Origin of the sequence: Eikenella halliae, assembly GCF_001648475.1 — a bacterium.
Lineage (GTDB): Bacteria > Pseudomonadota > Gammaproteobacteria > Burkholderiales > Neisseriaceae > Eikenella > Eikenella halliae.
This window is the reverse complement of the sequence record NZ_LXSQ01000008.1, coordinates 18,940-45,169: the sequence shown is the minus strand read 5'-3', so window position 1 is coordinate 45,169 and position 26,230 is coordinate 18,940. Positions and strand designations below refer to the sequence as shown.

General features: G+C 60.6%; 29 protein-coding genes. 9 read left to right on the top strand and 20 right to left on the bottom strand.

Features of this window, described 5'->3' with window-relative positions; genetic code table 11:
* Nucleotides 1-596: 596 nt before the first annotated feature.
* The 8 genes from speD to A7Q00_RS03430 form a co-directional block, all read right to left on the bottom strand.
* Nucleotides 597-950 carry an adenosylmethionine decarboxylase gene (gene speD / locus A7Q00_RS03460; RefSeq protein ID WP_064089241.1) on the bottom strand — a complete coding sequence of 118 codons (354 nt, stop codon included), beginning with the start codon at nt 948-950 and terminating at the stop codon, nt 597-599.
* Nucleotides 947-1,126, bottom strand: coding sequence for a hypothetical protein (locus tag A7Q00_RS13335; protein WP_156503716.1), 180 nt, complete (start codon nt 1,124-1,126; stop codon nt 947-949). Before A7Q00_RS13335 ends, speD begins: the two co-directional genes overlap by 4 nt.
* Nucleotides 1,127-1,129: 3 nt before the next feature.
* Nucleotides 1,130-2,680, bottom strand: a complete 1,551-nt coding sequence (locus tag A7Q00_RS03455) for a DUF4178 domain-containing protein (RefSeq protein WP_082887731.1) — start codon at nt 2,678-2,680, stop codon at nt 1,130-1,132.
* A 51-nt stretch (nt 2,681-2,731) separates the two neighbouring features.
* Nucleotides 2,732-3,202, bottom strand: a complete 471-nt coding sequence (locus A7Q00_RS03450; RefSeq protein ID WP_064089239.1) for a GNAT family N-acetyltransferase — start codon at nt 3,200-3,202, stop codon at nt 2,732-2,734.
* Between the two features lie 15 nt (nt 3,203-3,217).
* The gene (locus tag A7Q00_RS03445) at nt 3,218-3,574 is read right to left on the bottom strand and encodes a hypothetical protein (protein WP_064089238.1); all 357 of its coding nucleotides are present in this window, start codon (nt 3,572-3,574) and stop codon (nt 3,218-3,220) included.
* A 36-nt stretch (nt 3,575-3,610) separates the two neighbouring features.
* Nucleotides 3,611-4,111 carry a hypothetical protein gene (locus A7Q00_RS03440; protein ID WP_064089237.1) on the bottom strand — a complete coding sequence of 167 codons (501 nt, stop codon included), beginning with the start codon at nt 4,109-4,111 and terminating at the stop codon, nt 3,611-3,613.
* A gap of 127 nt (nt 4,112-4,238) precedes the next feature.
* The gene (locus tag A7Q00_RS03435) at nt 4,239-5,273 is read right to left on the bottom strand and encodes an SPFH domain-containing protein (protein WP_064089246.1); all 1,035 of its coding nucleotides are present in this window, start codon (nt 5,271-5,273) and stop codon (nt 4,239-4,241) included.
* 185 nt (nt 5,274-5,458) lie between these two features.
* Nucleotides 5,459-5,857, bottom strand: a complete 399-nt coding sequence (locus A7Q00_RS03430; RefSeq protein ID WP_064089236.1) for a DUF350 domain-containing protein — start codon at nt 5,855-5,857, stop codon at nt 5,459-5,461.
* A 261-nt stretch (nt 5,858-6,118) separates the two neighbouring features.
* Between A7Q00_RS03430 and A7Q00_RS03425 the strand changes: the two genes are divergently transcribed.
* The 3 genes from A7Q00_RS03425 (at nt 6,119) to A7Q00_RS03410 (ending at nt 9,263) form a co-directional block, all read left to right on the top strand.
* Entirely contained in the window at nt 6,119-7,636 is a 1,518-nt protein-coding gene (locus tag A7Q00_RS03425; RefSeq protein WP_064089235.1) for a polyamine aminopropyltransferase, read from the top strand.
* 364 nt (nt 7,637-8,000) lie between these two features.
* Nucleotides 8,001-8,966, top strand: a complete 966-nt coding sequence (locus A7Q00_RS03415) for a DnaJ C-terminal domain-containing protein (RefSeq protein ID WP_064089233.1) — start codon at nt 8,001-8,003, stop codon at nt 8,964-8,966.
* Nucleotides 8,967-8,969: 3 nt separating this feature from the next.
* A complete protein-coding gene (locus A7Q00_RS03410; protein ID WP_064089232.1) occupies nt 8,970-9,263 on the top strand; it encodes a chaperone modulator CbpM in 294 nt (97 codons plus the stop codon).
* A gap of 225 nt (nt 9,264-9,488) precedes the next feature.
* Here the strand turns inward: A7Q00_RS03410 and A7Q00_RS03405 are convergent, their stop codons facing one another.
* Together A7Q00_RS03405 and A7Q00_RS03400 are read right to left on the bottom strand one after the other, a co-directional pair.
* Complete coding sequence (locus tag A7Q00_RS03405) at nt 9,489-9,896, bottom strand: VOC family protein (protein ID WP_064089231.1); 408 nt, start codon at nt 9,894-9,896, stop codon at nt 9,489-9,491.
* Nucleotides 9,897-9,982: 86 nt separating this feature from the next.
* Nucleotides 9,983-11,746, bottom strand: coding sequence for an acyl-CoA dehydrogenase family protein (locus A7Q00_RS03400; protein ID WP_064089230.1), 1,764 nt, complete (start codon nt 11,744-11,746; stop codon nt 9,983-9,985).
* Nucleotides 11,747-12,310: 564 nt separating this feature from the next.
* Between A7Q00_RS03400 and A7Q00_RS03395 the strand changes: the two genes are divergently transcribed.
* A complete protein-coding gene (locus tag A7Q00_RS03395) occupies nt 12,311-13,120 on the top strand; it encodes an autotransporter domain-containing protein (RefSeq protein WP_064089229.1) in 810 nt (269 codons plus the stop codon).
* 279 nt (nt 13,121-13,399) lie between these two features.
* On the opposite strand, the gene ribF is transcribed toward A7Q00_RS03395, so the two are convergent.
* The 3 genes from ribF to A7Q00_RS03380 all read right to left on the bottom strand — a co-directional run bounded on the left by ribF (nt 13,400) and on the right by A7Q00_RS03380 (nt 16,839).
* Nucleotides 13,400-14,338 (bottom strand): bifunctional riboflavin kinase/FAD synthetase, encoded by a 939-nt coding sequence (gene ribF / locus A7Q00_RS03390; RefSeq protein ID WP_064089228.1) that lies wholly within the window; start codon nt 14,336-14,338, stop codon nt 13,400-13,402.
* 150 nt (nt 14,339-14,488) lie between these two features.
* The gene (locus A7Q00_RS03385) at nt 14,489-14,989 is read right to left on the bottom strand and encodes a hypothetical protein (protein ID WP_064089227.1); all 501 of its coding nucleotides are present in this window, start codon (nt 14,987-14,989) and stop codon (nt 14,489-14,491) included.
* A gap of 77 nt (nt 14,990-15,066) precedes the next feature.
* A complete protein-coding gene (locus tag A7Q00_RS03380; protein WP_064089226.1) occupies nt 15,067-16,839 on the bottom strand; it encodes a M48 family metalloprotease in 1,773 nt (590 codons plus the stop codon).
* 321 nt (nt 16,840-17,160) lie between these two features.
* Between A7Q00_RS03380 and A7Q00_RS03375 the strand changes: the two genes are divergently transcribed.
* The 5 genes from A7Q00_RS03375 (at nt 17,161) to A7Q00_RS03355 (ending at nt 21,337) form a co-directional block, all read left to right on the top strand.
* On the top strand, nt 17,161-17,592 hold the full coding sequence (locus A7Q00_RS03375) for an HIT family protein (protein WP_064089245.1): 432 nt from the start codon (nt 17,161-17,163) through the stop codon (nt 17,590-17,592).
* 170 nt (nt 17,593-17,762) lie between these two features.
* The gene (locus A7Q00_RS03370; RefSeq protein WP_064089225.1) at nt 17,763-18,947 is read left to right on the top strand and encodes an LD-carboxypeptidase; all 1,185 of its coding nucleotides are present in this window, start codon (nt 17,763-17,765) and stop codon (nt 18,945-18,947) included.
* Nucleotides 18,948-19,023: 76 nt separating this feature from the next.
* On the top strand, nt 19,024-19,506 hold the full coding sequence (locus tag A7Q00_RS03365; RefSeq protein ID WP_064089224.1) for an SMI1/KNR4 family protein: 483 nt from the start codon (nt 19,024-19,026) through the stop codon (nt 19,504-19,506).
* A gap of 23 nt (nt 19,507-19,529) precedes the next feature.
* On the top strand, nt 19,530-20,138 hold the full coding sequence (recR, locus tag A7Q00_RS03360; RefSeq protein WP_064089223.1) for a recombination mediator RecR: 609 nt from the start codon (nt 19,530-19,532) through the stop codon (nt 20,136-20,138).
* A gap of 635 nt (nt 20,139-20,773) precedes the next feature.
* Nucleotides 20,774-21,337 carry a TIGR01440 family protein gene (locus tag A7Q00_RS03355; RefSeq protein WP_064089222.1) on the top strand — a complete coding sequence of 188 codons (564 nt, stop codon included), beginning with the start codon at nt 20,774-20,776 and terminating at the stop codon, nt 21,335-21,337.
* A gap of 80 nt (nt 21,338-21,417) precedes the next feature.
* Here A7Q00_RS03355 and A7Q00_RS03350 read toward each other — a convergent pair whose 3' ends face one another.
* The 7 genes from A7Q00_RS03350 to A7Q00_RS03320 all read right to left on the bottom strand — a co-directional run bounded on the left by A7Q00_RS03350 (nt 21,418) and on the right by A7Q00_RS03320 (nt 25,948).
* Nucleotides 21,418-22,233, bottom strand: coding sequence for a class I SAM-dependent methyltransferase (locus tag A7Q00_RS03350; RefSeq protein ID WP_064089221.1), 816 nt, complete (start codon nt 22,231-22,233; stop codon nt 21,418-21,420).
* A 44-nt stretch (nt 22,234-22,277) separates the two neighbouring features.
* Nucleotides 22,278-22,580: a hypothetical protein gene (locus A7Q00_RS13850; protein WP_064089220.1), complete on the bottom strand. Its 303-nt coding sequence runs from the start codon at nt 22,578-22,580 to the stop codon at nt 22,278-22,280.
* A 79-nt stretch (nt 22,581-22,659) separates the two neighbouring features.
* On the bottom strand, nt 22,660-23,226 hold the full coding sequence (locus A7Q00_RS03340) for a hypothetical protein (RefSeq protein WP_064089219.1): 567 nt from the start codon (nt 23,224-23,226) through the stop codon (nt 22,660-22,662).
* A gap of 96 nt (nt 23,227-23,322) precedes the next feature.
* Nucleotides 23,323-23,628, bottom strand: coding sequence for a hypothetical protein (locus A7Q00_RS03335; protein WP_064089218.1), 306 nt, complete (start codon nt 23,626-23,628; stop codon nt 23,323-23,325).
* A 72-nt stretch (nt 23,629-23,700) separates the two neighbouring features.
* Entirely contained in the window at nt 23,701-24,018 is a 318-nt protein-coding gene (locus A7Q00_RS03330; RefSeq protein ID WP_064089217.1) for a hypothetical protein, read from the bottom strand.
* 314 nt (nt 24,019-24,332) lie between these two features.
* Complete coding sequence (locus tag A7Q00_RS03325) at nt 24,333-25,421, bottom strand: ABC transporter substrate-binding protein (RefSeq protein WP_064089216.1); 1,089 nt, start codon at nt 25,419-25,421, stop codon at nt 24,333-24,335.
* Nucleotides 25,418-25,948 (bottom strand): DUF2478 domain-containing protein, encoded by a 531-nt coding sequence (locus A7Q00_RS03320; RefSeq protein WP_064089215.1) that lies wholly within the window; start codon nt 25,946-25,948, stop codon nt 25,418-25,420. Before A7Q00_RS03320 ends, A7Q00_RS03325 begins: the two co-directional genes overlap by 4 nt.
* Nucleotides 25,949-26,230: the final 282 nt, after the last annotated feature.

Here is a 26,230-nt window from a genome sequence, read left to right as displayed (position 1 = left end):
CGGCGGGGTGTTGTGCTTTGTGGAAAACAACAAAAAGAAAATACAGCGAAAACAAAAGCGAAGATAAACTGGGATAGGAATAAGGGCATAGGAATAAGTAAGGGAGGATAGTATTTGCTGATTAGGAGACTACCTTGAAGAGACTAGCTGAGTATTAATATTTAACTGGCCTCTCTTCATGGGGAAATCAACAGCGTTGTGTGCACTTTCGGCTTTTGATTGAAGATCAGATTAAGCAGCTTCTGGTATTGTCAAGTATGTCGATAGATGCGGAAAACTGATTTGTTCTTGAAAAATGATAGATAACTGCTTAAAAAGCGGTTAAGCAAAAAACAAACGCTGTCCGTGCGTAGAAAGCCGTAGAAAAATGTAAACAATACGAGGATTTCCTACGAGTAATGGGACTAGAGAATGCAAAGAGAGGGGGGAGAAAGAAAAGGAAAGATCAGTGGAATCAAAATAATTAGAAAAGAGAAGAGCTGTCTGAAGTTGTTAGCTTTGCAGAATTCCCACTGTCTCATGTTTGTGGACAGCTTTTTGATTGCTGGGCAAGTTTCAGATAGATTGCGCTGCTATTCGTTACATCCGCGTAAGAGTTACAGATTCCCTCCACGCGGATGGCTGTGCCACACGCTGCGCTCGGCCTTTAGGGCGTATTGCAAAGGTTCTTTCGCCGCTTCAGGCTGTAGGCGGCCGCAGAGGAAGATGTCGATGGCGGCGAAGCCGTGTTCGGGCCAGGTGTGGATGCTGAGATGGGATTCGGCCAAGAGCAGCACGCCGGTTACGCCGCCTTCGCCGCCGAAGGTGTGGAAACGGCTTTCGAGCACGGTGGCACCGATGTGGCGGGCGGTGTGCTCCAATGCGGTTTTCAGGTAGCCTTCGTTGCGCAGTAATTCGGGTGGGCAGCCGTATAAATCAAGTAGGCCGTGGCTACCGGGGCTGTGGCTCATTTGTGCCACCCGCCGGATGAGTAGCCACCACCGCTGTGCGAGCCGCCGAAGGAGCGAGAGCTGGGGGAGCTGCTGCTCCTTTGGTATTTGCTCATGTCACCAAGAGAGACGTAGTTGAATACGGTGCTGCCGAGAATGGCGACTATGCTGAGGATAAGGTAGGTGTTTTTCGACATGGCTTACTCTTCGTCATCACTTTCGGTGAATATATTGCCGCGCTTAACTAGGAAATACAGCACCATGGCCGATACGAATGCGGCCAGGCTGATATTTTCTTCGGTAACGAACATGCTGATCCAGGCGGGCAGGTTGATCACCACGAATATGGTGGTGAGCAGCAGCATCAGCCAACGTGATGGTTCGTCCGGGCGCATATCGGCACTGTATTGCGGGGTGTCGGCCGTGTCTCCGAACCAGCGGCGTACGGTACGGTAGGGGACGGTGGTGCTTTGGCTCCAGGCCGCTTCGTGAGGATTACATTCAGCGCAGAGTTTGCCGTTGCTGTTGTGGCGGTAGTCGCTGTAGAAATCCACGTCGCCTTGGCGAATATGCCAGTAGAATGCGCCGGCAGCCAAGACCACGCGGCCGCCGTAGTCGTAGAGTTTGGTCAGACCTTGCGGCTGGAACAAATCGCCATATAGGCGCGGCCACACGTTGAGCGTTTCCGACACGCTCCATTCGCCGTCGCCGCTTTCCACCAGCCACATAAAGCCGATCTGCGGCTCGAAGAGCAGGTATTCCGTCCACCGCCCGACGGGCACGATGCCGAGCGGCTTTTGGCCGAACATCAGGTTGAACGCGTCTTCCGGTTCCAGTTCGTCTTTGCGCACCGCGCCGATGAGGGTGTAGGTGCGGTTGTTGATGCGGGCTTCCGAACCGATTTTCAGGGTGAACGCATCAGCCTGCGCCTCGCGCCTGTTGTTGGCTTCCAGCAATTCCAGCTTGCCTGTGGCATCCAAGCTGCTGCCGCAGCTGGGGCAGAGGATGGACGGCGTGAGGCCAGTAATCCATTGCACCGGCGAGCCGCAGTTCGGGCAGCTTTCGGCCTGGCGCGTGCCTTTGAGCCGACCGGCGCTATCGGCCACCTGCTCGCTGCTGCGCGTATTGCCAAGTTGCAAGTCGGCCAGCTGCACGCCCCGCCCTACAAACACTTCAGGCGGGGAGGAAGCATAATCCAGCGTGAGAAAAATCTGTTCGCAGCGCCAGTCGGCCACCTGGTTTTTCATCTGCGGCGGCACGGCAAAGGGCAGCTCGCCTTGTGCGGCGGCCTGCTCCAGCACGATATCGCGCACGTCGGCCGCCCAAAAGCGTTTGTTGCGGTATATCAGGCTGCTGCGGCCGGCCACCAGGCCGGAAAATTCGGGTATTTCCTGCAAGGGCTCGGTAGCGGGCAGGGTGAAGACGTATTGGTCGCCCGATTCGGAGAGCCAGCCGTTGCTGCCGTCGTCAAATTGCACATACCACTCGTTCCACATGCCGGCATCGTATTTGGCCTGCAGGCGGCCGATGATGGCAAACGGGCGGTTGGCAAACGTGCCGGAGGTGCCGATTTGCAGCGGGCTGAAGTCTTCCAACAGGGCGGAATCGCGGCCGCTGTCGATGATGCCTTCGCCCTGGCGCACCAAGAGGCTGTGGCAGAAGCCGCACACCAGCGTAACCGCCGTGGCCGAATGCGCGTGCACGGGCGCGCCGCAGCTGGGGCAGTCGGTTTTAAAGAAGGGTTCGCTCATGATGGGTTCCTAAAGGGCGGGCGGTTGGGACGGGAAATTTTCAGGTAGCCTTTAAAGCGTTTGTTCCAGAAGGGTTTTTAGCGGAGTCATGCCCAGCCTACGGTAGAAGCGTTCCGCGCCATCGTTGCCGTGCATCACGTGCAGGGTGAGGCTGTGGCAGCCATGTGCGCGGGCGAAGTCGAGCAGGTGGCGATACAGCTTTTCGCCGATTTTTCTGTCGCGTTGAGATTCGTCCACACACAAATCGTCCACATACAGCACTTTGCGTTCCAACAGCGCGGGATGACCCGAGGCTACCTGAAATTGGCACACGGCATAGCCCTGCACCTTGCCGCCTTCGTCTTGATACACGAACACGGGCTGGTTTTCATCGGCAATGATGGCGCGCACTTCTTCAACGGAATATTTGCGCGCGCCTGCGCGGTAGAGGTCGGGGCGGGCGGCGGCGTGTACGGCGTGCACTTGGTAGAGCAGCTCGCCGATGCGTTCGGCATCTGCGGCCTGGGCAGGGCGGATGGGCATGGGTTTCCTCAAGGTTTAACGGCGTTCGCGCTTGGCGGCAAAGGCGGCATCGATTTCGGCGGCGCTCAAACCGAAGCCGTCGCACAAGGGAGCGGCATCTTGGCCTGCAATGTCGGCAACGGTTTTCAGGTAGCCTGCAAACTCTATGAAGACAGGCCGGTTTTGCGGCGTCAGGCAGAAAATGCCGTTGATTTGGTGCGAATCGCGGAGGCGGTTCACCACGGCGCTGAGCGCATCCCAATCGGCGGCAGCCTGCTCCGGCGCAACGGCCTGCAAGTCGGCAATGATTTGCAATTCCTCTGCAAAATCGAGAATGGTGGGTCGGTTTTGCAGATGCTGGGCGATGACTTGTACGGGGTTTGTGGTTGACATGATTGCGGATTCACCTTTCAGGTAGCCTGTGGGCAACTAGTCGGCTCGATGCTGCCAACGGCGTTGCTCAAAATCATATATTTGCACGTCAAACACGTTGTAGGTGTCGCTGTAGTGCAGAAAGGGTTTCCCCTCATTTACGCCGTAACGGATGCGCCAGCGCGGGCTGGTGGTTAGCGGCATCGGGGCAAAGCTGCCGTTGGGCTGCTGCCTGCTTAGGATTTGCCCAAGCAGCTGTTCGGCTTCCTCCCGTGCGAGGCGGACGTAGTGCCTGTGCAGGACGGCCAAGCCGCCGAGAAGCAGCAGCCACAGGCCGCAGATAGCCAGTTGCCGCCGCAGTTCGCGGCGTGGCGGGCGCAAAGCCTTGGCTGTACGCCATAGCCGCGATAGGGCAATCAGCGGCAGAAACAATTCCAGCGAAAAACCATATCCGGGCTGCCCGGCAAACCAGGCCACAAATCCACCGGCCAGCAAAGTAGGCAGCAGGTCGCGCCACAAAGGGTGGGGGGCAGGCGGCGCGTTTAATTGGGCGGGCATGGTTTTAATGTTGAAGTTATCGTTTCAGGTAGCCTTTAAACCGTGTTTGAGGCTACCTGAAAATTTGAAACGGCACTTCGGCTTGGCGGAAATTCCGTTGTGCCTGTTTTCAGGTAGCCTTTGTTCCTCAGCCGATCAGCTGCTTGATCACTTCGGCTTTGGCTTTCTCGTAGTCTTCGGCGGAAATCAGGTTGCCGTCGAGCAGGGTTTTGAGTTTGGCCAGTTTGGCTTGCGGGTCTTCAGCAGCGGGGGCAGCCGGAGCGGCAGGCTGTGCAGCGGGGGCGGTTTGGGCGGGTTGTTGGGGCTGCATCATGCCGCCCATTGCGCCGGCCATGGCCTGGCCGAGTCCGGCGCCCACACCGAGTCCGGCACCGATACCGGCAATGCCGCCTTCGTTTTGCGCAGCCATCGGAATGGCGGTGGCGGTTTGGTATTGGGTGAATTTGCCCATGTCGCCGATGATGCCCATCGACATTTTGCTGTCCAGCGCTTTTTGCACGTTTTCAGGCAGGCTCACGCTTTCCACGGTGAAGTTTTCCAGCGTGAGGCCGAGTTTGGCAAACTCAGGCAGCAGCAGCTCGTTCATTTTCTGTGACAGCAGCACTTGGTTGGCGGCCATATCGAGGAAGGGGATGCCGGAAGTGCCGAAGGCGGCAGCCAGCTGGGTCATGGCGAGGTTGCGCAGCTGCTGTTCGAGCTGCTCGCCGCTATAGGAAGCGCCTACGCCGGTTACTTCGCGGAAGAAGGCGGCGGGATCGCTGATGCGGTAGGCATACATGCCGAAGGAGCGCAGCTGGATGACGCCGAAATCGGCATCGCGCACGGTAACCGGCTGGGAAGTGCCCCAGCGGCGGGCGAGCTGCTGGCGGGTGTTGAAGAAGTAAACGTCGGATTTGAAGGGCGACTGGAATAATTTATCCCAGTTTTTCAGGTTGGTGAGGATGGGCAGGGTTTGGGTGGTGAGCGTGTAGCGGCCGGGCTGGAACACGTCGGCGGCTTTGCCTTCGTCCACAAACAGAGCGGCCTGCGCTTCGCGCACGGTGAGGCTGGCGCCGTTTTGGATTTCCTGGTCGGCCACGGGGAAGCGCCACATCAGCAGCCCTTCTTCGGGATTCGGCCATTCGATAACGTCGATAAACTGCTTCTTGATGAAATTGCCCAGCATGGGGATTCCTTTCTTGATGGATAGGGAGAAGGGGAGGGCTACCTGAAAGCATGGCTGCAACGGGGCAGCCGGATAGCTTAGCACGGCCAAGGCCGCATTCAAGGCCGCATTATTGCGCAGCTAAAATGGGGCAAATTTCCGCAAAACCAAATTTCAGGTAGCCTGTTGCGTACGCGTTGCTACTACACCAAACAGGCGGCGTTGAGCAGCCCCACCGCCACGGAAATCACGGCACAAAGCGTGCCCACGGCCACATTGTTGCCGGCCAGCTCGCCGGCGGCATCGGGCACGAGGCGGGTGGCGGCGAAATACACCACAATCTGAATCGCCGCAGCCGCCCAGCTCCAGAGCACAAAATCCAAAAGCCCGACACTGTGGGCGATGCTGGAGGCCAAGGGCAGGCAAAAGCCGACGAGCGCGCCGCCAAAGGAAAGCGCGCAGGCCAGGTTGCCGTTTTTAATCAGCTTCAATTCGTCGGCCGGGGTGATGCGCAGATACACGGCGGCAAACAGCGCGGTCATGCCCAGGCTCACGGCCAGGTATTGCAGATACGACAGATATTGTTGCAGAGAAATGCTCATGGGTTGCCTTTGCAATCAGGGTGGAAAGAGGACCGCCACAGCGGCGATATGCGGCTGATTATGCCATACAAATGCCGGTTGTTCATCCTGCTTTGCCGTTTTATTTATGCGGCTTGTGAGGTGTGCGGCAGCTGGCTAATTTTCAGGTAGCCTTTACCATTCGCTACCGAGCATCCCTTTGCTGGCCCCTGTAAGAAACCTGATGAAAAAAGGCATGGCTTTAGCTATATAATTCAGCCCATCATCAAGGCTACCTGAAACATGAAACCCGACCGCACCCTAATCATCTCCGTTTTCATCGTGGCCAGCTGCGGGCTGGCGTATGAACTCATCATTGCCGCGCTGGCCAGCTATTTGCTGGGCGACAGCATTTTGCAGTTTTCCTCCATCATCGGCCTCTACCTCTTCGCCATGGGCATCGGCGCGCACCTCACCAAATACATCCGCGATGAAGACGCGCTCTCGCGCTTTATCGAAATCGAATTGCTGGTGGGCATCCTCGGCGGGGTGTCGGCCTTGGTGCTGTTTGTGGTGTTCGGGCTGGCTGCCGCGCCGTTCCGCACGCTGCTGTATGCGCTGGTGCTGGTGGTGGGCATCGTGGTGGGTATGGAAATTCCACTGGTGATGCGCGTGCTAAACCGGCGGCAGGCCGATTTTAAAGACCTGGTGGCCAAAGTGCTGACGTTTGATTATTTGGGCGCGCTGGCCGTGTCGCTGCTGTTCCCGCTGGTGCTCGCGCCCCGGCTGGGCATGGCGCGTTCCGCCCTGCTGTTCGGCCTGCTCAACGCCGCCGTGGCCGTGCTCACCGCGCGCGCCTTCAAGGCGGAGCTGCCGCGCTACCGCGCCATCCAGCTGCGCGGCGGCATCGTGCTGGCCTGCCTGCTGGCCGCCTTCGCCGCCGCCAACCGCATCACCTTTCTGGCCGAACAAAGCTATTTCGGCGACCCGGTGGTGTACGAAAGCCATTCGCCCTACCAGCGCCTGGTGATCACCAAATGGCACGACGACCTGCGCCTCTACATCAACGGCAACCTGCAATTCTCCTCGCGCGACGAAGCCCGCTACCATGAAGCCCTCGTGCTGCCCGCCATGCAGATGGTGGGCGGGCAGGCGCAAAACGTGCTGATTCTGGGCGGCGGCGACGGCTTGGCCGCGCGTGAAGTGCTGAAATACCCGCAAGTGAAGGGCATCACCCTGGTCGACCTCGACCCGCAAATGACCAGCACCTTCCGCACCTCCGCCGAATTAAGCCGCCTCAACGCCGGCTCGCTCGCCAGCCCCAAAGTGCGCGTGGTAAACGACGACGCCGCCAAATGGCTGGAACAGGCTCAGGAAAAGTTCAACGTCATCATCATCGACCTGCCCGACCCCTCCAACTTCTCGCTGGGCAAGCTCTATTCCGTGCCCATGTATCGGCTGGTGGCGCGGCATCTCGCGCCCGGCGGCAAAATCGTGGTGCAATCCACCTCGCCCTATTTCGCCCCGAACGCCTATTGGTCGGTGGTGGCCACGCTGGAGGCCGCCGGGCTCGCCACCGCGCCCTATCATGTGTATGTGCCCTCCTTCGGCGAATGGGGCTTCGTACTGGCCGCCCGCGAGCCCGATTTTCCCATGCCCACGCAATTCAGCGTGCCTACCCGCTTTCTAAACGCCGACACCGCCGCCGAAATGTTCCGCTTCCCGCCCGATATGGTGCGCCGCGATGTGCAGCCAAACTATCTGAACACACAGATTCTGGTGCATTATTTCGAACAGGATTGGCGCAATGTGATGCGCTGAGAAAAGGCTACCTGAAATTTTCAGGTAGCCTTTCTATTGCGAGGCGTAGGGTGTGTGCGGAACGCACGCACGCGGTTTGGAATGGCGGCTAATGGACTAGAGGCTACCTGAAAAACAGGTTTCCGGTTTTCAGGTAGCCTTTCCCAATCGCGCAAACAAAACGGCCTGATTAAGCATGCCTTTTCGCGCGGACACAGAGTTTGCCCGCCGCAAACCGCGTATTGATTTCCCCATGTCCAGCCCCATCTCCCACTTGTATTTGCAGCCGCGCATCTCTGCACTACGGCTTTCAGCCAGCCCTAGCCCCGCGTTCAGCGCAAGAGGTGCTGCCTGATTTTTATCCATTCCACGGAATATCCAATCTATGAGTGCCAACCAGAAAACCTATTACGACATCCTCGGCGTGGCCAAAGATGCCAGCCTGGCCGACATCAAAAAGGCCTACCGCAAGCTGGTGCGCCAATACCACCCCGATGTCAGCAAAGACCCCGATGCCGACCAAAAAACCAGCGAAATCAACCTCGCCTATAACACCCTGAAAGACGAGGCCAAACGCGCCGAATACGATGAAATGCTGGCCAACCCCTTTGGCCGCGCCGGCAGCGCCCACGGCGGCGCGGGCGGTTTCGACCCCGGCCAAGACTTCGGACAATACCACCACTTCGACAGCAGCCGCTTCGGCGAAGGCCAGCCCTTCGGCAGCGGCGACTTCCGTTTCGACGACATATTCTCCGCCTTCGGCCACGCCGGAGCAGGCCGCCAGCGCCAAACCGGCCCCATCCCCGGCGAAGACCAGCACGCCGAGCTGACGATCGACCTCGCCGCAGCCTACACCGGCGGCGAACGCTCGCTCAGCCTCGATATGCCCACCCTCGGCGCGGGCGGCCAAATGGCCTACGAGCGCAAAACCCTGCAGGTGAAAATCCCCAAAGGCATCAGCGAAGGCCAGCAAATCCGCCTGCGCGGCCAAGGCCTGCCCGGCTTCAACGGCGGCGCAAACGGCGACCTCTATTTAAAAATCCGCTTCCGCGAAAGCGACACGCTGTATGTGAAAAACCGCAAAGACGTGTACCAGCGCATCGATGTGATGCCTTGGATAGCCGCGCTCGGCGGCAAAACCGCCATCGACACACCCGCCGGCAAACTCAACATCAACATTCCCGCCAACAGCCACAGCGGCCAAAACCTGCGCCTCAAAGGCAAAGGCATTCCCGCCAAAGAAGCCGGCGACCTCTACCTCATCATCAACATCACCCTGCCGGAAACCATGAGCGAAGCCGACCGTGCAGCCTGGCAGCAGCTGGCCGAGCATTACGGAATGAAAGGATAAACCATGAACCGCGAACAAGATATTCAGCTCACCTTCAACGAAATCGTGCGCGCCTGCGACGGCGATGCCGATTGGGTGGTTAATGTTATCGAGGAAGAAATCATTTCTGTGCAGGGCAGCCCGCGCGAGGCCGGTTTCAGCGGCTGGCAGCTCGCCCGCATCCGCCGCGCCCGCCGCATCAGCCGCGACTTCGAGGCCAGCGTGCCCGCCACCGCGCTGATCCTGCAACTGCTCGATGAATTGGAAACCCTGCGCAAAGGCCGTTTTGAAGAATCCAATCGAGATTTGCCGCTGTAATGCCGCCAAGATGAAAAGGCTACCTGAAAATTTCAGGTAGCCTTTTGTGTAGGAAAGCGTCGCGTTGGTTACACTTTTTCTACGGCAGACAGCTTTGGTTTTGCTCAAACGGGTCTTCAAGCAAAAGCCGAAGGTGTAAACAACGCTGTTGATTTCCACTCCGCCGCGGAAACTGCACTCTTGACGGTTGTAGGTTTGCCGTAGAGGCTACCTGAAAGCGCGGTTTCAGCGCAATTTCTGCAAAAACGGATTAAATGCGATTTCCCACAAAAAGCCGTCGGGGTCGGCGAGGTAGCCGCTGTAGCCGCCCCAGAACACTTTCTGCGGGGATTTGATGATGTTGGCGTTTTTTGAGGCAAACCCGGCAAACAGTGCGTCCACTTCGGCTTCGCTGCCCACGTTGTGCGCCAAGGTAAAGCGTGGGAAGCCGCTGCTTTGCTCCGGTATTTGTGCGTCGCGCGCCAGGGCGGATTGGCCGAACAGGGCGAGCAGCAGCGCGTTTCCGGCTTGGAAAAAGGCAATATTTTCGTTGCTGCCTGCCGTTTCCTGCCAGCCGAATACCTCCCGATAAAAATGGCGCGATTCGGCAAGGTCGGCCACGCCGAGCGTAATGTAGTTGATGTGTTGTTCCATCGGTTTTCCTTGTGGCTGGAAGAGATATTGAGAGGCTACCTGAAAAGCGGTTCTGCGTTTTCAGGTAGCCTTTGTCATGCCGCATTTTAAGACGAAGCGAAGGCTTTAAACGGCACGGCGAGCAGGGGCTCGGCGCCTTGGCGGATGCGTTCGGCGCAGGCGTGGGCTTGGGGCAGCACGTAGGCGAGGTAGGCGCGGGCGGTGTGCTGCTGGGCTTGGCAGAATGCGCTGCCGAAGCGTGCTTCTGCGTTGCGCGCGGCGAGGAAGTTTTGCGCCAGGGCGGCCGCGCCGAGGGTGAGGGAGATTTGCTCCAGATAGGCGGCAGCGTTGAGGGCGGTGGCAGCGGGGTTGGTTTCGTGTTGCTGCACGAGGAGGGCGGTGCTGCGTTCGGCCAATTCGAGGGTGTGCCGGAGCGGCTCGGCGGTGGCGGGTTCGATGGCGGCGAGCTCGTTGGCAGTCTGCTGGGCTTCGGCGAGCAGGGTGCGCACGAGGCTGCCTTTGTCGGATACGGTTTTGCGGGCGAGGTCGGCGGCCTGCACGCCGTTGGTGCCTTCGTAGATGGCGGTGATGCGCACGTCGCGCACGAGCTGGGCGATGCCGGTTTCTTCGATATAGCCTGCGCCGCCGAACACCTGCATGGCCAGGTTGGCGAGCACGGTGCCGTTGTCGCTGCACCAGGCTTTAACGATGGGGATGAGGTAGTCGAGCCGGCCTTTGGCGGCTTTTTTGGTGGCGGGTTCGGGGTGTTTGTGTGAGGCATCGAGCTCGGCGGCGGCCTGGAGATACAGGGCGCGCTGGGCGGCGATGGTGGCTTTTTGCACCAGCAGCATGCGGGCGACGTCGGGGTGGTGGATGATGGTGAGCGGGGTGCCGTCGGGCGCGCTGCCTTGGATGCGCTCGTGGGCGTAGGCCAGCGCCTGCTGGTAGGCGGCCTCGGCCACGGCATGGCCTTCGATGCCCACGCCCAGGCGGGCATGGCTCATCATGGTGAACATATAAAGCAGGCCGCGCCCGGCTTTGCCGATGAGGTAGCCTTCGGCTTCGTCGAACTGCATCACGCAGGTGGGGCTGGCGTGGATACCCATTTTGTGTTCGATGGCGGTGGCGGACACGCCGTTTTTCCCGCCGATGCTGCCGTCGGGCTGGATTTTGTATTTGGGCACGATAAACAGCGAAAGGCTTTTGATGCCGGAGGTGGTGCCGGGCAGGCGGGCGAGCACGAGGTGGATGATGTTTTCGGCCAGTTCGTGTTCGCCCCAGGTGATGAAGGTTTTCTGGCCGCTGATGCGGTAGCTGCCGTCTTCCTGCGGCACGGCTTTGGTGGCCACTTGGGAAAGGTCGGTGCCGGCCTGCGGCTCGGAGAGGTTCATGGTGCCGCTCCAGAGGCCTTGCACCATTTTGGGCAGGAAGGTTTGCTTTTGCTCTTCGGAGCCGTGCTTGGCAATGGTTTCCACCGCGGCCACGGTGAGCATGGGCAGCAGCGAGAGGGCGAGGTTGCCGCAGTAGTACATTTCTTCGCACGCGGCGGAAATCACCGCAGGCAGGCCTTGGCCGCCGTACTCCGCAGGGGCGCGCAGGCCGGGCCAGCCGGCTTCGCAGAAGGCTTGGTAGGCGGCGGCAAGGTCGGGATGGGTGACGACTTTGCCGTTTTCCAGGCGCGCGCCGTGCAAATCGCCGGTGCGGCTAGTGGGCAGGAAGACTTCTTCGCTGAACTTGGCCGCTTCTTCGATGATGGCGGCGGCGGTGTCTTCGTCCAGGCCGCTTTCGGCATACCATCGGGCGATTTCGGCCAGGTTGCCGTGGGTTTGCAGGGCGAATAAGAGTTCGTTTACGGGGGCGCGGTAGGTCATGGGAGTCTCCTTTGTAGTTTGGGGAAGGGATGCGGCCTAGCATAGCAAATCCGCAGGGGCTTGGGTATGGCGGCGGCAGGCCGGTTTGATGCGCGGCAAAAAGGCTACCTGAAAACGTAGCGTAGCTAAAATTTCAGGTAGCCTTGGATAGGGCGTCGGGTGCGGGAATCCGGCTTATGGTTTTTCAGGTAGCCTAAGGTGGGGTGTAGGGTGTGTGCCGCAGGCACGCACGCCGTAGCCCGTTATTCCCAAGCCGCGTGCGTGCGTTCCGCACACACCCTACATTTCAAAAATGGGCAGGCTACCTGAAATTTATTTTTCAGGTAGCCTTTTGCGGCAGGCGGAGCGGGCTACGCCAGTTTTGGCTGCCTTTGTTAATAAAGGCAAAACCTGCTGCTAGAATTGTAAGCCTAGGCTCGGATGATTGATAATAAGTTTGGCTGAGGCGGCAAACCGCCGCAGGCAGGTTTGCCGCCTCAGCCCCCGCTGTGCAGCCCCCGCTGTGCAGCCCTTTTTTCGGGCTTTTGCAGCATCGTTCAATCCCCATTCCAAGGAGACCGAATTATGCAGAAAACCCTACTCGCCCTTGCCATCCTTTCCTTCGCCGCCGCCGCATCCGCCGCGCCCGATTCCCAAGAAACCCCGCTGCACCCGATTAAAGACGGGCGCTATACCGTTACCACCGGCTACAAACACGCCAATCAAAAAAGTAACGATGGCAGCAAAGGCAGTATAGACGCCTTTACCCTGACCGGCCGTGCCGATATCCCGCTGGCACAGCAGCACGCCGTCCGTGCCGAACTGGACTATGCCCATATGAGTTATGATTTTAAACATAACGGCCAGACTCTGGTGGACGGTGGTAAGAACGACATCATTGATCTGTATGCAGGCTATCTGTATTCCCCGTCCGGGTTCAAACAGGGCGGTCTGCGTGTGGGTGGAGGTTTGCTCTATAGCTATAGTAGCGACAAAGCCCGCGCACACCGCACCGTCCACGCCCCGAATCTCGTGGACAACGATTCAAGCGGCCTATACCTGAAAGCACAGGTGGAATACGAGCAGGCTTTGGGCAGCGGTTGGAGCATCACCCCGTGGGGCGAAGTCCAAGTCGGTCTGCGCATTCGGGAAGAAACCAAATGGTCGCAGGCTTATCCCCATGTGCCTGATGAAACATACAAAAGCAGAGGCTACCACATTAGCTTAGGTGTGGACGCACAGAAACAGCTTGGCCAAAATATGGCACTAACCTTCGGCTCGTATTACCAATACGCTCATTCTAAAACCCCCGCCCGCGACCATGCCGGCATCCATCTCGATTCGTCCACCAGCCGCACGCACGCCTTCGGCATTCGCGCCGGCCTGCGCTTTTAAACCGCCGCGCTTGTCTGCAACGCAAAGGCTACCTGAAATTTCAGGTAGCCTTTCTTCATCCGATTTATCGGCTGCTGTTTGAGGGCGTGTAGGGTGTGCGCCGCAGGCGCGCACGCCGTTGCCCGTTATGCCAAGTTGCCTGTTATTCCCAAGCCGCGTGCGTGCATACCGCACGCACCCTACACCCTGCAAATGAGCAGGCTACCTGAAATTCATTTTTCAGGTAGCCTTTTGTGTATCAGTCAGGTTCGGCAATATGACCGATGCGTGATGGCGGGGTTATCGCTGGTGTTGTGCCAGCCAATCGCGGGCTTGGGCGATGTCGGTGGCGATTTGCGCCTGCAGCTCGGGCAGGCCGGGGAATTTGGCTTCGTCGCGCAGTTTGTGCAGGAAGTCGATGCGCAGGCGTTGGCCGTAGAGTTGGCCGGCAAAGTCGAACAGGTGGGCTTCCAGTTTTTGCGTGGGCAGGCTGGATACGGTGGGGTTTCGGCCGAAGCTGGCCACGCCGTAGCGTGTGCCGAATGTGCCGTGGGCGGCGATGACGAATACGCCGCAGAGGGGGTAGCGGTACGGGGGGAGGTGGAGGTTGGCGGTGGGGCAGCCGATGGTGCGGCCGAGCTTGGCGCCGTGTTTTACGCGGCCGCTGAGGGAATAGGGGTGGCCGAGCAGGCTTTCTGCATAGCCGAGGCGGCCTTCGCTGAGGGCTTGGCGCACGAGGGTGCTGCTGGCGCGCACGTCTCGCACCATCACGGAGGGGGTGCGCTCGGTGGTGAATTCGGGGCGGCGGCTGAGGAGGCTGAAGTCGCCTTGGCGGCCTGCGCCGAAGCGGAAGTCGTCGCCGATGAGTAGGTGGCGGGTGTGCAGCTGTTCGATGAGCAAGTGTTGGATGAAATCGGCGGCGGATACGGCGGCAAGGCGGGCGTTGAAACGCAGCACCCATACGGCGTCGAGGCAGCCGGTGTCGCGCAGCAGGCGCAGTTTTTCGCGCAGGGGGCTGAGGCGGAAGGGTTTTTCTGCGCCGCGCTGCCGGCTGAAAAACTCTTGCGGCTGGGGCTCGAATACGATGGCCACGGCGGCGAGGCCGCGCTCGTCGGCTTCATGGCGCAGGCGTTCGAGGATGTGGCGGTGGCCGAGGTGGACGCCGTCGAAATTGCCGATGGTGACGGCGCTGCCGTGCGGGTGCGGGCGGAATGCGGTGTTGCCGAAGCGGATGTTCATGGCGGGCGGGGTGGAAAAAAGGGGCTATTGTAGCGGGAAGGGGGGATTAAAGCATCCGTGCGGTGCGGGCGGAAGAAGGCTACCTGAAAATTTGGCTTCGCAGGAACCTTGCTGCGTTGCGTTTCAGGTAGCCTTTTTTTGCCTGCGGTTTTATTGCGCTTGGCTGGCGCCGGCGGCTTTGGCGTCCCAGTAGTCGGCCAGGCGTTTGTCTTCGGGGGTGAATCCGGAGGCCATGCGGTAGTATTGGGAGAGTCGGATGGCGGCGGCGGTATCGCCGTTTTCGGCTTTGGGTTGCAGGCGGGCGATTTGCTGCGGACTGAGGGCGAAGATGCTGCCGGTGGATAGCGGGGCTTCGGGGTCGTAGTGCATTTCGTCCAGTACGGCCTGCAGGTGCGGCGGCAGGGTCACGCCGCGCTGTTGGAGCTTGTATGCCCAGGAGGCCGCATCGAGATAGCGGTATTGGGCGAGGAATTTTTCGGCGGTGGCGCGGATTTCTTCGTTGGTTCGCGGCTCGGTAATTTGCGGCTCGCTGGTTTGTGGTTCGTTAGTTTGCGGGGGTTGCGGGCTGGAGGCGGCGGTGGGCATGGCAGGGTCTTTCTGGCAGGCGGTAAGGAGAAAAAGGCAGGAGAGGAGGGTAGGCAGGCGTTTCATGGCTTTCCTTTTGGAATGTGTTTTTGTTTGGCTGAAGGCTACCTGAAAAACGGCAGCGGGGAGGTTTCAGGTAGCCTTTAGCTTTTGCTGCCTGCCAGGCCGAAGTGCCAGGCGCCGACATCGAGGCGCACGCAGAGATAGCGCCAGAGCAGGGGGCTGTTGGCGGGGAGGGTGGCGGCGAGGGGGCGCAGCAGGGCGGTTTTGGCGGGGTCGGTGAGCAGCAGGGCGGCGTTTACGGCGGTGTACAGCTGCTCGGGCGTGAGTTCGGCGGCGCGGGTCAGGGCTTCGGCAGCGGGGTGTTGCGCGAGGCGGCCGGGCGGCGGGGTGGGGGCGAGGTAGGCTTCGAGCAGCAGCCAAAGGTGGTCTTGTTCGGGAGTGGCGGGCTGGGGGCGGCAGCGGCGGATTTGGTCGAGCAGGGCTTGCAGGACATGGTCTTCCTGCATCACGAGGGCGGGCAGGAGGTGTTCGAGCAGTTCGGCGCCGGGCAGCAGGGGGTGTTGCCGCAGGCGGGCGAGCTGTTGCCAAACGAAGGGGCTGATGCCGCCGTGGTGCCGGTATTCGGCGGGCGGGGCGGGCACTTGGAACAGGCAGAGCAGGGCTGCGGCTGCGTGTTCGCCGTCGTAGGCGGCGGCCTGCCAGTCGGCGGGCAGCTGCAGCGGCGGGGTGTGCGGGCGGCAGCGGCGGATGCGCGCCTGCATCAGGGCCTGCCGCTGGCGGTAGAGGTTTTCGGCTTCTTCGGCCTCGGCGCTCATCGGCTGCGGGGCGGCGAAGCTGAGGTGGACGGAGGAGGGCAGGGCGAAGCTGTCGGCGTCGGCCAGTTCCCCGGCCAGTCGGCGCGCGGCGGCGGCATCGAGCCTGCGGATGCGTTCGATGAGCGGCGGGTGGGTGGCGGCGAGGCCGCCGGGGCGGATGCGGCCGAACATCAGGTGGGCGTATTCGGGGGCTTCGGGGGAGGCGAGGCGGCAGGAGGCGGTGCGGGCACTTTTGCGCAGCGCTTCGATGAGCGGGGCGGTTTGGCGGGTGAGCTGCACGGCGGAGGCGTCGGCCATAAATTCGCGCTCGCGGCACACGGCGGCCTGCAGCCAGAGGGCGAACACGCTGCCCGCCGAGCCCAGCGCAATCAGGAGGACGCCGAGGGCTTGCAGCGGCAGGGACTGCATCACGATTTCCACGCCGTTGTCGAAAGGATGGTTGTCTACATTTTTGCGGCGGCGGTATTCCAGATAGTGTTCGTCGTCGCGGCCGTAGAGGAAATAGCGCCCGCTGCTGGCGATGCCCTGCAGGCCGTGCAGCCAGGCGGCCAGGGAGCAGTTGAGGCGCATGTCGCCGTTGCGGATGTGGCTGAATTCGTGGGCAACGATGGCTTGCAGCTCGTCGCGCGTGAGCAGGTTGATGGCGCCTTGGGTAACGCCGATGACGGCGCTGCGCGGGCTCATGCCGGCGGCAAAGGCGTTGATGCTGCCGTCGCGGCGCAGCAGGTACACCGGCGGGGTGGGCAGGCCGGCGGACAGCGCAGTTTCCGCCACCACGTTGAGCAGCCGCCGTTCGGCAAAGGTGGCGTCGGCCAGCTGCAAGGCTTCGCCGCCCAGCCGCTTGGCTATCGCTTCGCCGCCACGCCGCAACTCGCGCAGGCGGTGCAGGCTCAGGCCGATGGTGAGCGCACACACAAACAGGGCGGGCGGCAGGTAATACCACCACAGGCTGTGCCCTACTTTAGCACCGAACAAAAACGGCAGGCTGCCGAGCCCGGCGGAAGTGATGGCGACTGTGCCGATCAGTGCCAGCACATAGCACACCACCAGCCGCACGGTGCGGCGGCGCGATTGCTGCTGGCGGCGGAAGAAGCGCATGGGGAAATCCTTGGGAGGGGGAGGAATGTGGCTGAAATCATGATTTCTTCCTACAAGGCGAGCCAACGCAGTAGGAAGGAAGCGATAGCTTGAATATAGCCAATCCGGCGGGCGAGGTAAAGGCTACCTGAAAGAGAAGTTTTAACTTCGTTGAAGCGGCGCTTTAGCTTCGCAGAAACTCAGCCTTGGCTTCGCCAAGATTTCGTTTTAACTTCGTTGAAGCTGCGCTTTCAGGTAGCCTTTCTCCCGCCCGCACTTGGCAAACCCGCCGCCGTGCTATACCCTTGCCCCGATTCGTTAAACCACCTCGAAGGAACCGAAATGCCCGCCTCCTGCCCGCTGTGCCGTGCCGAAAATGAAACCGTGCTGTGGCAAACCTGCCGCCTGCGCGTGATTGCTGTAAACGACACGCCCGCCGCGCCCGCGTTTTGCCGCGTGATTTGGCGCGACCATGTGGCCGAGATGACGGATTTGCCCGCAGCAGCGCGGCAGGAAATGATGGCGGCGGTGTGGCGCACCGAAGCGGCGATGCGCCGGGTGTTGCGCCCGGCTAAAATCAATCTGGCCAGCTTCGGCAACCAAGTGCCGCACCTGCATTGGCATGTGATTGCCCGTTTTGAAAATGATGCGTTTTTCCCCGATTCGATTTGGGCCGCCTCGCGCCGCGAAGCCGTGCCCGAGCTGCCGGAAGGCTGGCAGCGGCAGGTGGCCGAGCTGTTGGCTAAGGGGGAAGAAACAGACGGGCTGGTATAATGCCCGTTGTCTGCCCAATGCAAAGGCTACCTGAAACATGGTTGACACAATATTTTCAGGTAGCCTCCACACTACTAACAGGTTGTCTGAACCTCAGTTTGATTTTTCGTTTTAACTGCGTTGAAGCTTGCGCTTTCAGGTAGCCTCCACTCAATGATTAAGGAAACCCCATGCTCCTCCCCCATCTTTCCCGCCGCCGTTTTCTCAGCGCCTCCGCCACCCTGGCCGGGGCAGGCGTGTTGCAGGCATGCAGTGCGCCCGCCATGCCCGTGCTGCCGACCAACCAGAGCAGCATAGGCAGCAGCAATGCGCCGGCCCGCCCCGTCCGCAGCGGCAGCGGCACCACCTTGCGCGTGGTGGCCCCTTCCGGCTTCGCGCCCAAGCCCGAACAGGCGCAGGCCGGGCTGTTGCGCCTGTATAACGCCGGTTTCACCATCACCAACCAGCAGGCCGTGGAGCGCCGCAGCCAGCGGTTTGCCGGCACCGATGCCGAACGCATCGCCGATTTCCAAGACGTGGCTTCCGGCAAAGTGCCCACCCCGCAAGTGCTGATGGGCATGCGCGGCGGCTACGGCGCCGTGCGCCTGCTGCCCCATATCGACTGGCCCTCGCTCGGCGCACGCATGCGCGAACACGGCACCCAGCTTTTCGGCTTCAGCGACGTGTGCGCCATCCAGCTCGCCCTGCTCGCCCAAGGCAATATGTGCAGCTTCGCCGGCCCCATGCTTTATAGCGCCTTCGGCAAGGCCCAGCCCTCGGTGTACACCATGCAAGCCTTTATCGACGGCAGCACCCGCGCCGATTTGAGCATTCAAGTATCAGAAGTGCAGGCCGCCAACGTGCCCACCCTGCACGGCACCATGTGGGGCGGCAACCTCAGCGTGATTGCCTCCCTGGCCGGCTCGGCCTACCTGCCGCAGCCCGAAGGCGGCATCCTCTTCCTCGAAGACGTGGGCGAACAGCCCTACCGCCTCGAACGCATGCTGCAAACCCTACATCTGGCCGGCATCCTCAAGAGGCAACAGGCCATCGTGCTCGGCAACTTCCGCATGGGCAGCGCGCGCGACGTATACGACGGCGGCTACGACCTCTCCAGCGTGATCCGCACCCTGCGCCGCATCAGCGGCATCCCCGTGCTCACCGGCTTCCCTTTCGGCCACATCAGCGACATCGCCACCTTCCCGCTGGGCGTGCAAACCACCATCCGCGGCAACAGCACCGGCGGCTACAGCGCCTCCTTCAGCGGCCACCCCGTGCTCAACCCCGCCGCCCTCACGCTCAACAACCTGCTGCCGCCCCCGCCCCCGTCCGACAGCCCCGCCGCAGCGGAAGACAGCAGCGAAGCCAGCGAATAGCCGCAGGATTTCAGGTAGCCTGCCCAAAGAAAGGCTACCTGAAAGCATACCGATTGATTCAGGAGGCGGCACAAAAATGCTGGAATGTCACGATTGCGAAAAAAATATTTCCGAACAAGAAATGCGGGAAGTGGAAAACAAATTAGAGGTCTCCTTCCCCGCAGACTTTAAGGCGCACTATTTGAAGTGGAACGGCGGCACACCCAACAAACCCGTATTTGAAAACCCCAACATCGATTACGACTATATCGAAATCAGCGATTTCATCGCCGTCAAATACGCCCGCGATTTTGGCGACGACCCCGATTTCACCTTAGAGGGCAGGGCGGTAAACGAATGGGAGAACATGGAAGTGCCGCCCGATTTAATCCCCTACGCCTTTGATTGGGGCGGCAACTACATCTGCCTGCACCAAAACAGCGGCAGGATTTACTACTATGTGCGCGACGTGTGGAGCGACAACATCAGCACGGAAGCCAACTTCGCGAAAAACACCATCCTGATTGCCGATTCGTTCACGGAATTCCTGTTTTACCTGCATACCGACCCGGAAGAGTGAACAGGCTACCTGAAACCCAAACCATGACCCGCAAAAAAACCGATGCCTTCACCCGCCTCACCCAAGCCCTCGAAGTTTTGCCCAATGTCGGCCCCAAATCCGCCCGCCGCATGGCTTATGAACTGCTGCGCCACAAGCGCGAAGGCGCCGCCGAGCTGGCCGCCGCCCTGCAGCACGCCCTCACCGCCGTGCAGCATTGCCGCCTGTGCAACACCTTCTGCGAAGGCGAACTCTGCGCCATCTGCGCCGACCCCTCACGCGACGGCCGCCGCCTGATGATTGTGCACCTGCCCGCCGACGTGGCCGGCATGGAAGCCGCCCATTGCCACGACGGCCTCTATTTCGTGCTCATGGGGCAAATCAGTCCCGCGCAGGGCATGGATTTGCAGCACATCGCGCTCGACAAACTCGTTGCCCGCCTGCAAGAGAGCGAAGTGGAAGAAGTGATCATCGCCACCGCCTTTACCCCCGAAGGCAACGCCACCGCCTATGTGCTGGCCGAGCTGTTTAAAAACCTGCCCTACCGCGTCAGCCGCCTGGCGCAAGGCATGCCGTTGGGCAGCGAGCTGGAATACATCGACGCCGGCACGCTGGCGCAATCCGTGTATGAACGGCGGCTGGTGAAAAAGTAGGGCGGGGAGGGCGAATAGCCAGTGGGCAGGAAAGGAAAAGAGGCTACCTGAAAATTTCAGGTAGCCTTTTGTTATGGCGTATTTATTGTAGATTGATATTGCCACGCCGACGTTTTGTTTGAGTTTGCCAATCTATGGCCAATCAACACATCGATATAAGATGAGTCAAGGCAGTATTGATTTGTACTAATTCACAATACCGACAAAAACAAAATAAGCACCACTCCTTAAGCAAGCTTGCCACCCGTCTGCTGGCGAAGCCGCAAGTTGCGAGCCCGCCCGAAAAACCGTGTGCAGTGAGGGAAGTTTGGCGAAGCCAAACCTGTGCCCGCAGTCGCCTTTCTTTTGCTTCCTTTTCTTTGGCGAAGCAAAGAAAAGGAAGTGCCTGCGCCGGCATGAGGCGCAAAGGGGAACAGGATACTAATGTGTGAAGGCTACCTGAAAGTTTTTAGCTTCGCAGAAATTCCGCTGTGCTGTGTTTGGCTGCGTTGAAGCTTCGTTTTCAGGTAGCCTTTTGCCAACCGCCGAGTCGTATCTTAGCCTCCATCAAAACCGCCTCCGCATGAAGCTGCTAAAATCTTTCTAGCTGCCTGATTGGCGGCAATAAGCAAAAATAAGCATAAAGGAGGCATCTCATGGATCTAACCCAATTGGCCGAACAAACCCGTGCCCTTGCGCTCGATATCCTGCACCAATCCGCCATCGGCGAAGGGCAGATTTTCGTGCTCGGCCTGTCCACCAGCGAAGTGGTCGGCGGCCGTATCGGCAAGAATTCCAATCAGGAAGTGGGCGAAGTGATCGTGAAAACCCTGCTCGACATCCTGAACGAACGCAAAATCTACCTCGCCGTGCAAGGCTGCGAGCACATCAACCGCGCCTTGGCCGTGGAGCGGGAGCTGGCCGAAAAATACGGGCTGGAAATCGTGAACGTATTGCCCGGCCTGCACGCAGGCGGCAGTGCGCAGCTGGCCGCCTTCAAATATATGCGCGACCCGGTGGAAGTGGAGTTCATCACCGCCCACGCCGGGCTCGACATCGGCGACACTTCCATCGGTATGCACATCAAACACGTGCAAATCCCCCTGCGCCCGCAGCAGCGCGAATTGGGTGGCGCCCACGTCTGCGCCCTGGCCAGCCGCCCGCGCCTGATCGGCGGCGAACGCGCAGGGCACTATAAAGACAGCATCCGCCGCGTGTGAAGTCAAGCGGCGGGGAAAAGGCTACCTGAAAATTTCAGGTAGCCTTTTTTGCGGGAAACCGTCGTGTTGTTTCCGCTTGTTTATGTGGCGGCCTCTCCGGTATGCCAGCTCAGGAGTGCCCATTTCATGGCGAAGGGGGCTTCGGCGAATTGGTTGTGGTGGCGGTGGAAGAATTGGGTGAGGAGTCGGGTGTGTTCGGGGGTGAGCGCGCCGTAGGCGGCGGCCATGCGCTGCAGGAAGTCGGGCAGTTGGGTGCAGTCGGCGAGGCGGCCGGGGGTGGTGATGTAGCTGAGGGTGGGATCGTAGCCCATTTGGTAGAGGATGTTGAGGGCGTAGATGTAGCCGGGGTAGGGGCTACGCTCTTGGCCGAGCAGGCGGCTGATTTGGGGCGGGTTGAAATGGCCGTCGGCCAGGATGGTGAAATACACGCTGCGGCGGGCGTGGGCGCTGAGTTTGGCGAAGAGGGCGGCGAGGTCGCGGTCGAGCCCGCTGCGGGAGGAAACGACGATGTCGCACACGGGCACGTTGTGCCAGCTGTCTTCTTTGCTCAGGTGGATGGGGGTGATGTTGGCGAGGCCGGCGGCTTGGGCGTTGGCTTCCAGGCAGCTGAGCATGCCGCTGCTGTAGTCGAGGCCGTAGAGGCGCTGCACTTTGGGGGCGAGGCGCAGGGCGAGGACGCCGGGGCCGCAGCCGACGTCGAGCAGGGTGTCGCCGGGGCGGAGGTGCATTCGGGCGATAAAGGCATCGGCGTAGGGGCTGGGCTGGCTGACTTTGGCGCTGAAGCTCGGGGCTTTGTCGTCCCATTCGGCGGCGGGTTTTTCGCTGAAGCCGAGTTCGGCCATGCGTTCGCGGTAGGCGGCGGCGAAGTCGGCGGGCAGGGTGCGGGGTTGGGGCATGGGGCTACCTGAAAGAGGTGTGGTGAAGGGAGTTGGCTGTAAATTCAGCGCACGGGATAACGGCGGACGCAGCTGTTTGCGGCAGTGCTCATCTGACGTTCGAGGACGGGATTGCTTTGGCCTCGGTCGTAGGCGGTGGTAACGCGTTGCCATTCGCGGGCGCTGTAGCGGCTGCGCAGGGTGTCGTAGGTGCAGGCGCATAGGCGGCGCAGCTGGGCGGTGTTGGCGCGGCCGTTGAACCGCGAGGTGCATTGGGCGATGAAGCCGCTGCGGGAAGTGCCGACTGCGGAATTAGAGGCGCAGGCGGTAAGGACGAGTAGAACGGATAGAAAGAGGATGGGTTTCATGGTGGGCTTCCTTGGCGGCTGTGGTTTTCAGGTAGCCTTTGCCGGTTTGGGGCTACCTGAAAAAGGTTTTGGCTGAAACTCAGCGGGTGAGGTGGCGGCGCACGCAGGTATTGGCGGCTTCATTCATGCGGCGGTTGAGCACGGGATCACGGTCGGGGTTGGTGTCGTTGTTGATATGTTGCTGCCATTGGGCGGCGGTGTAGCGGCTGCGCAGGGTGTCGTAGGTGCAGGCGCAGATGCGGCGGGTTTGGGCGGGGGTACCGATATTGCGGGAAGTGCAGAGATCGAGGAAGGCGCTGCGGTGGCTGGCAATGCTGCGGCGGTTGGGGTTGGCATTGGCGTTGGGGCGGGCGGCACATTGGCGCACGCTGCTGATGAAATAGCGGCCCAGCGGGGTGTTGGGGTTGGCGGGCTGGCGAATCCAGTTGTGGCCGTAGCGGCTGCTGACTTTGTCGTAGGCACAGGCGCAAACGCCGGCGGCTTGGTTGGGGGTCATCCGCCATTCGGCGGCATTGTCGGCGCAGGCGTTAACGAAGCTGCTGCGCGGGGTGGTGGGAGCTTGGTTGGCGGTGTTGCTGCCGGTGGTTTGGCAGGCGGCGAGGGCGGTGAGGACAAGTACTGCGGGGAACAGGCGGCGAATAAGCATGATGAGTTTCCTTAAGCAGTGGGGTTTGTGTTTTCAGGTAGCCTTTATGATGACGGGCAAAGGCTACCTGAAAATTGGGTTTGAATCATGCCGCATTCATCGGGGCATATGGCGGGAGACGCATTGCCGGGTAGCGGTGTCGATGAAGCGGGTGAGTTCCGGTTTGTTGCCGATGTCTTGGCTGTCGAGGGTTTGCAGCCAGTTGTTGCCGTAGCGGCTGCTGATTTGGTCGAACGTGCAGGCGCAGATATTGGCTGCTGATTGGCGGGAAATGCCGGTGGTTGCGGTTTCGCCGGTGCAGCGGCTGATAAACAAATCGCGTGGGCTGTATGTGGGGCCATTGGCGGAAGCGGCAGGAATGAGGGCGAGGAGGAATAGGGCGGGGAGGAGTTTTTTAAACATAAAATTTTGATGTGGAGGGGTTAAGGATAAAAATTAGGCAGCCTGCGAAAAGGCAGGCTGCCTGTATGCCGTTTAGCGGCGGTTGAAATGGCGGTTGATGTACACTTCGGTGTTGCGGCGCATACGGCTTTCAAACTGTTGATCGTTGCCGGTGCGGTCGTAGGCATCCAGTGTGGCTTTCCAGCGGGTGCCGTATTGTTTTCCAGTTTCGTCGAAGGTGCAGGAGCAGAGGGTGCGGGCCATTTGCTGGCTCAGGGAGCTGCCGTTGGCCGTGGCAGACTGGGCGCAGGCGCTCACGAATTCGTTGCGCATTTGCTGCAGGGTTTTGGCCTGGGCGGCAGGAGCGGCAACGGCAGCCAGCACGGCGGCGGCAAACAGGTATTTTTTCATCAGATTTCCTTTCTGGATAGGATGGGTTGGAAAGAAGCCGCATTGTGCCGTTTGGCGGGGAAATTGTCTATAGCCGAAATGCCTTACCGGCGCATTTTGGCGGCAAAAAACTGCCTGAAGGCGCGGCTTCGGTGGGTTTGGCAAGCAGCGGGGTTGCAGCGTGCTTCACACGGCTTCGGAATTGCCGATATTATAGTGAATTAACAAAAATCAGGACAAGGCGGCGAGCCGCAGACAGTACAGATAGTACGGCAAAGCGAGACAACGCTGTACTGGTTTTTGTTAATTCACTATACCGCGGGCGGGCGTGCCGTTTAGGCCAGCCCGAGCAGGCGTTGTTGCGTGGGGTCGGGGTGGTGGTGGTACAGCGCTTCGAGCAGGGGCAGGATTTGTTCGCGGTAGCGTGCCGGCGGCTGGCCGGACAGGATGGCGGCCAGTGCGTAGAGGCCGGGCAGGCGGTTGATGCCGGGCGGGCCGTCGATCCAGCCGTAGGGCAGGCGCGGCAGCAGGCCGATGCGGCCTTTGCGCACGGCTTTCACGTTTTTCCACAGCGGGTTGCGGGCTACCTGAACGGCAAAATCGGCTTCTTGAGTGAGAATCCAGTCGGGCTGCCACAGGATGATCTGTTCGATGGAAACCTGTGCCAGGCCGCCGCCTGCGAGTGCGTCGCCCACATTGCGCGCGCCTAAGAGTTCGGCCACTTCGGTGTGGATGGAGTTGCGGCGGCCGGTTTCCAGCCCGTCGCGGCCGCGAGCCAGATAAACGCTGACGGGGCGGCTGCGGGCGGCGGCTTCGCGTTGTGCGAAGGCGAGTGCCTGTTCGGCCAGTGTGGCGAGGCGTTCGGTGTGCGGCGAGGCGATGAGGCTGCCCAGCTGGCGGATTTGTTCTGCTGACTGCGCCAGCCTGCCTTCCAGCAGCAAGTAGGGCACGCCGAGCTGTTTGGCGGTTTGCTGGGCGGTGGAAACGGTGGCTTCGCTCACTACGCCGACGTCTACCACTGCGTCGATTTTTTCTGCCAGTAGGCGTTCGAGCGATATGGGCGAGCCGCGCCCGTTGATGCCGCCGAGCGGGGGCAGGTGGCGGGAGGCTTCGCTCAGCATAGCCAGTGCCTGCGGCCGTTTTTGCGCCGTCCAACCGACGAGGCGCTCCGGTGCCAGTGCGTAGAGCAGCACTTCGGCGGGCGGCCCGGCGGCATACAGGCGGCGGAAGGCGCGGGTGTTGCTTTTGCTGCGCAGAAACTCACTGCGTTCGTTTTCAGGTAGCCCGAAGATGTGCAGCAGGCCGGAGGCGGATTGGGGGGCGGAAGCGGGGGCTTCGGGCGCATCGTTTTCATGGGGGCGGCAGCCGGCCAGTAGCAGGCTGCCGGCCATGAGGCTGCGGAGGAAATCGCGGCGGCTGATCATGCGCCGGCTCCGCGCCTTTGGGCGATGGCGGCCAGCGCCCAAGCGGCCGCGGCATCGGCATCGACGGCCAGTTCGACGCCTTCGCCGCCGCAGAAGTCGCGCCAGTCGGCCAGATAGTTGCGGTGCAGGCAGGTGAGCACGGGGATACCTGCGGCGGCGGCGGCAAGGTATTCGGCCAAAAGCCCGCGGTTTTCTATTTCGGCGTGGCCGAATTTGTTGACGAACACCAAATCGGCGTGCGACCGGACGGCTTCGCGCACGGCCGCGCCCGCCGCGGCCAGCCTGCCGTCGTCGAGTTTGCAGCCGGTTGAGCCGCTGCCGAGGTTTTGGAAAATGGAAAACTCCACGCCGTCGGCAATGGAAACGAGGCGGGATTTGATGTGGCGGCCTTGCCCGTCGAGCGGGTTGAGCAGGCCGCCGGGGCGGAAACCGAGGCGGCGCAATTCGGCGGCGGCTTGCCACAGCGCGGCGTTAGCGGCATCGCCTTCATCGCTGTAGATAACGGCGGCGGTGGAGAAATCGTTCATGGTGGGAACCGGCTTGGGTTGGAGGGGTTTAATTTTGCTGAAATTCCAGCGCGTTGGGTTTTCAGGTAGCCCTTGGGAGAGGCTACCTGAAAATAGGGTCGGCCTGCTTTATCTATATTTATAGCAAACCGGCTTAACTTTTGCTACGGCGCCGGTTCGCCTAGTGCTGGAAGCCGATTCGGCCTGCACCATACCCGGCTTTGGCAAGGCGCGGGTGGCTGTGCTCGCTGCAAGGCGCGGCGGTTTGGCGGCGGGAAATATGGGCGGGCAAAGTCTGCCGTA

What these genes read in the sequence shown, in the direction of transcription:
- speD (WP_064089241.1), bottom strand. Translation starts at nt 950, where the DNA reads ATGAGCCACAGCCCCGGTAGCCACGGCCTACTTGATTTATACGGCTGC.
- A7Q00_RS13335 (WP_156503716.1), bottom strand. Translation starts at nt 1,126, where the DNA reads ATGTCGAAAAACACCTACCTTATCCTCAGCATAGTCGCCATTCTCGGC.
- A7Q00_RS03455 (WP_082887731.1), bottom strand. Translation starts at nt 2,680, where the DNA reads ATGAGCGAACCCTTCTTTAAAACCGACTGCCCCAGCTGCGGCGCGCCC.
- A7Q00_RS03450 (WP_064089239.1), bottom strand. Translation starts at nt 3,202, where the DNA reads ATGCCCATCCGCCCTGCCCAGGCCGCAGATGCCGAACGCATCGGCGAG.
- A7Q00_RS03445 (WP_064089238.1), bottom strand. Translation starts at nt 3,574, where the DNA reads ATGTCAACCACAAACCCCGTACAAGTCATCGCCCAGCATCTGCAAAAC.
- A7Q00_RS03440 (WP_064089237.1), bottom strand. Translation starts at nt 4,111, where the DNA reads ATGCCCGCCCAATTAAACGCGCCGCCTGCCCCCCACCCTTTGTGGCGC.
- A7Q00_RS03430 (WP_064089236.1), bottom strand. Translation starts at nt 5,857, where the DNA reads ATGAGCATTTCTCTGCAACAATATCTGTCGTATCTGCAATACCTGGCC.
- A7Q00_RS03425 (WP_064089235.1), top strand. Translation starts at nt 6,119, where the DNA reads ATGAAACCCGACCGCACCCTAATCATCTCCGTTTTCATCGTGGCCAGC.
- A7Q00_RS03415 (WP_064089233.1), top strand. Translation starts at nt 8,001, where the DNA reads ATGAGTGCCAACCAGAAAACCTATTACGACATCCTCGGCGTGGCCAAA.
- A7Q00_RS03410 (WP_064089232.1), top strand. Translation starts at nt 8,970, where the DNA reads ATGAACCGCGAACAAGATATTCAGCTCACCTTCAACGAAATCGTGCGC.
- A7Q00_RS03405 (WP_064089231.1), bottom strand. Translation starts at nt 9,896, where the DNA reads ATGGAACAACACATCAACTACATTACGCTCGGCGTGGCCGACCTTGCC.
- A7Q00_RS03400 (WP_064089230.1), bottom strand. Translation starts at nt 11,746, where the DNA reads ATGACCTACCGCGCCCCCGTAAACGAACTCTTATTCGCCCTGCAAACC.
- A7Q00_RS03395 (WP_064089229.1), top strand. Translation starts at nt 12,311, where the DNA reads ATGCAGAAAACCCTACTCGCCCTTGCCATCCTTTCCTTCGCCGCCGCC.
- ribF (WP_064089228.1), bottom strand. Translation starts at nt 14,338, where the DNA reads ATGAACATCCGCTTCGGCAACACCGCATTCCGCCCGCACCCGCACGGC.
- A7Q00_RS03385 (WP_064089227.1), bottom strand. Translation starts at nt 14,989, where the DNA reads ATGAAACGCCTGCCTACCCTCCTCTCCTGCCTTTTTCTCCTTACCGCC.
- A7Q00_RS03380 (WP_064089226.1), bottom strand. Translation starts at nt 16,839, where the DNA reads ATGCGCTTCTTCCGCCGCCAGCAGCAATCGCGCCGCCGCACCGTGCGG.
- A7Q00_RS03375 (WP_064089245.1), top strand. Translation starts at nt 17,161, where the DNA reads ATGCCCGCCTCCTGCCCGCTGTGCCGTGCCGAAAATGAAACCGTGCTG.
- A7Q00_RS03370 (WP_064089225.1), top strand. Translation starts at nt 17,763, where the DNA reads ATGCTCCTCCCCCATCTTTCCCGCCGCCGTTTTCTCAGCGCCTCCGCC.
- A7Q00_RS03365 (WP_064089224.1), top strand. Translation starts at nt 19,024, where the DNA reads ATGCTGGAATGTCACGATTGCGAAAAAAATATTTCCGAACAAGAAATG.
- recR (WP_064089223.1), top strand. Translation starts at nt 19,530, where the DNA reads ATGACCCGCAAAAAAACCGATGCCTTCACCCGCCTCACCCAAGCCCTC.
- A7Q00_RS03355 (WP_064089222.1), top strand. Translation starts at nt 20,774, where the DNA reads ATGGATCTAACCCAATTGGCCGAACAAACCCGTGCCCTTGCGCTCGAT.
- A7Q00_RS03350 (WP_064089221.1), bottom strand. Translation starts at nt 22,233, where the DNA reads ATGCCCCAACCCCGCACCCTGCCCGCCGACTTCGCCGCCGCCTACCGC.
- A7Q00_RS13850 (WP_064089220.1), bottom strand. Translation starts at nt 22,580, where the DNA reads ATGAAACCCATCCTCTTTCTATCCGTTCTACTCGTCCTTACCGCCTGC.
- A7Q00_RS03340 (WP_064089219.1), bottom strand. Translation starts at nt 23,226, where the DNA reads ATGCTTATTCGCCGCCTGTTCCCCGCAGTACTTGTCCTCACCGCCCTC.
- A7Q00_RS03335 (WP_064089218.1), bottom strand. Translation starts at nt 23,628, where the DNA reads ATGTTTAAAAAACTCCTCCCCGCCCTATTCCTCCTCGCCCTCATTCCT.
- A7Q00_RS03330 (WP_064089217.1), bottom strand. Translation starts at nt 24,018, where the DNA reads ATGAAAAAATACCTGTTTGCCGCCGCCGTGCTGGCTGCCGTTGCCGCT.
- A7Q00_RS03325 (WP_064089216.1), bottom strand. Translation starts at nt 25,421, where the DNA reads ATGATCAGCCGCCGCGATTTCCTCCGCAGCCTCATGGCCGGCAGCCTG.
- A7Q00_RS03320 (WP_064089215.1), bottom strand. Translation starts at nt 25,948, where the DNA reads ATGAACGATTTCTCCACCGCCGCCGTTATCTACAGCGATGAAGGCGAT.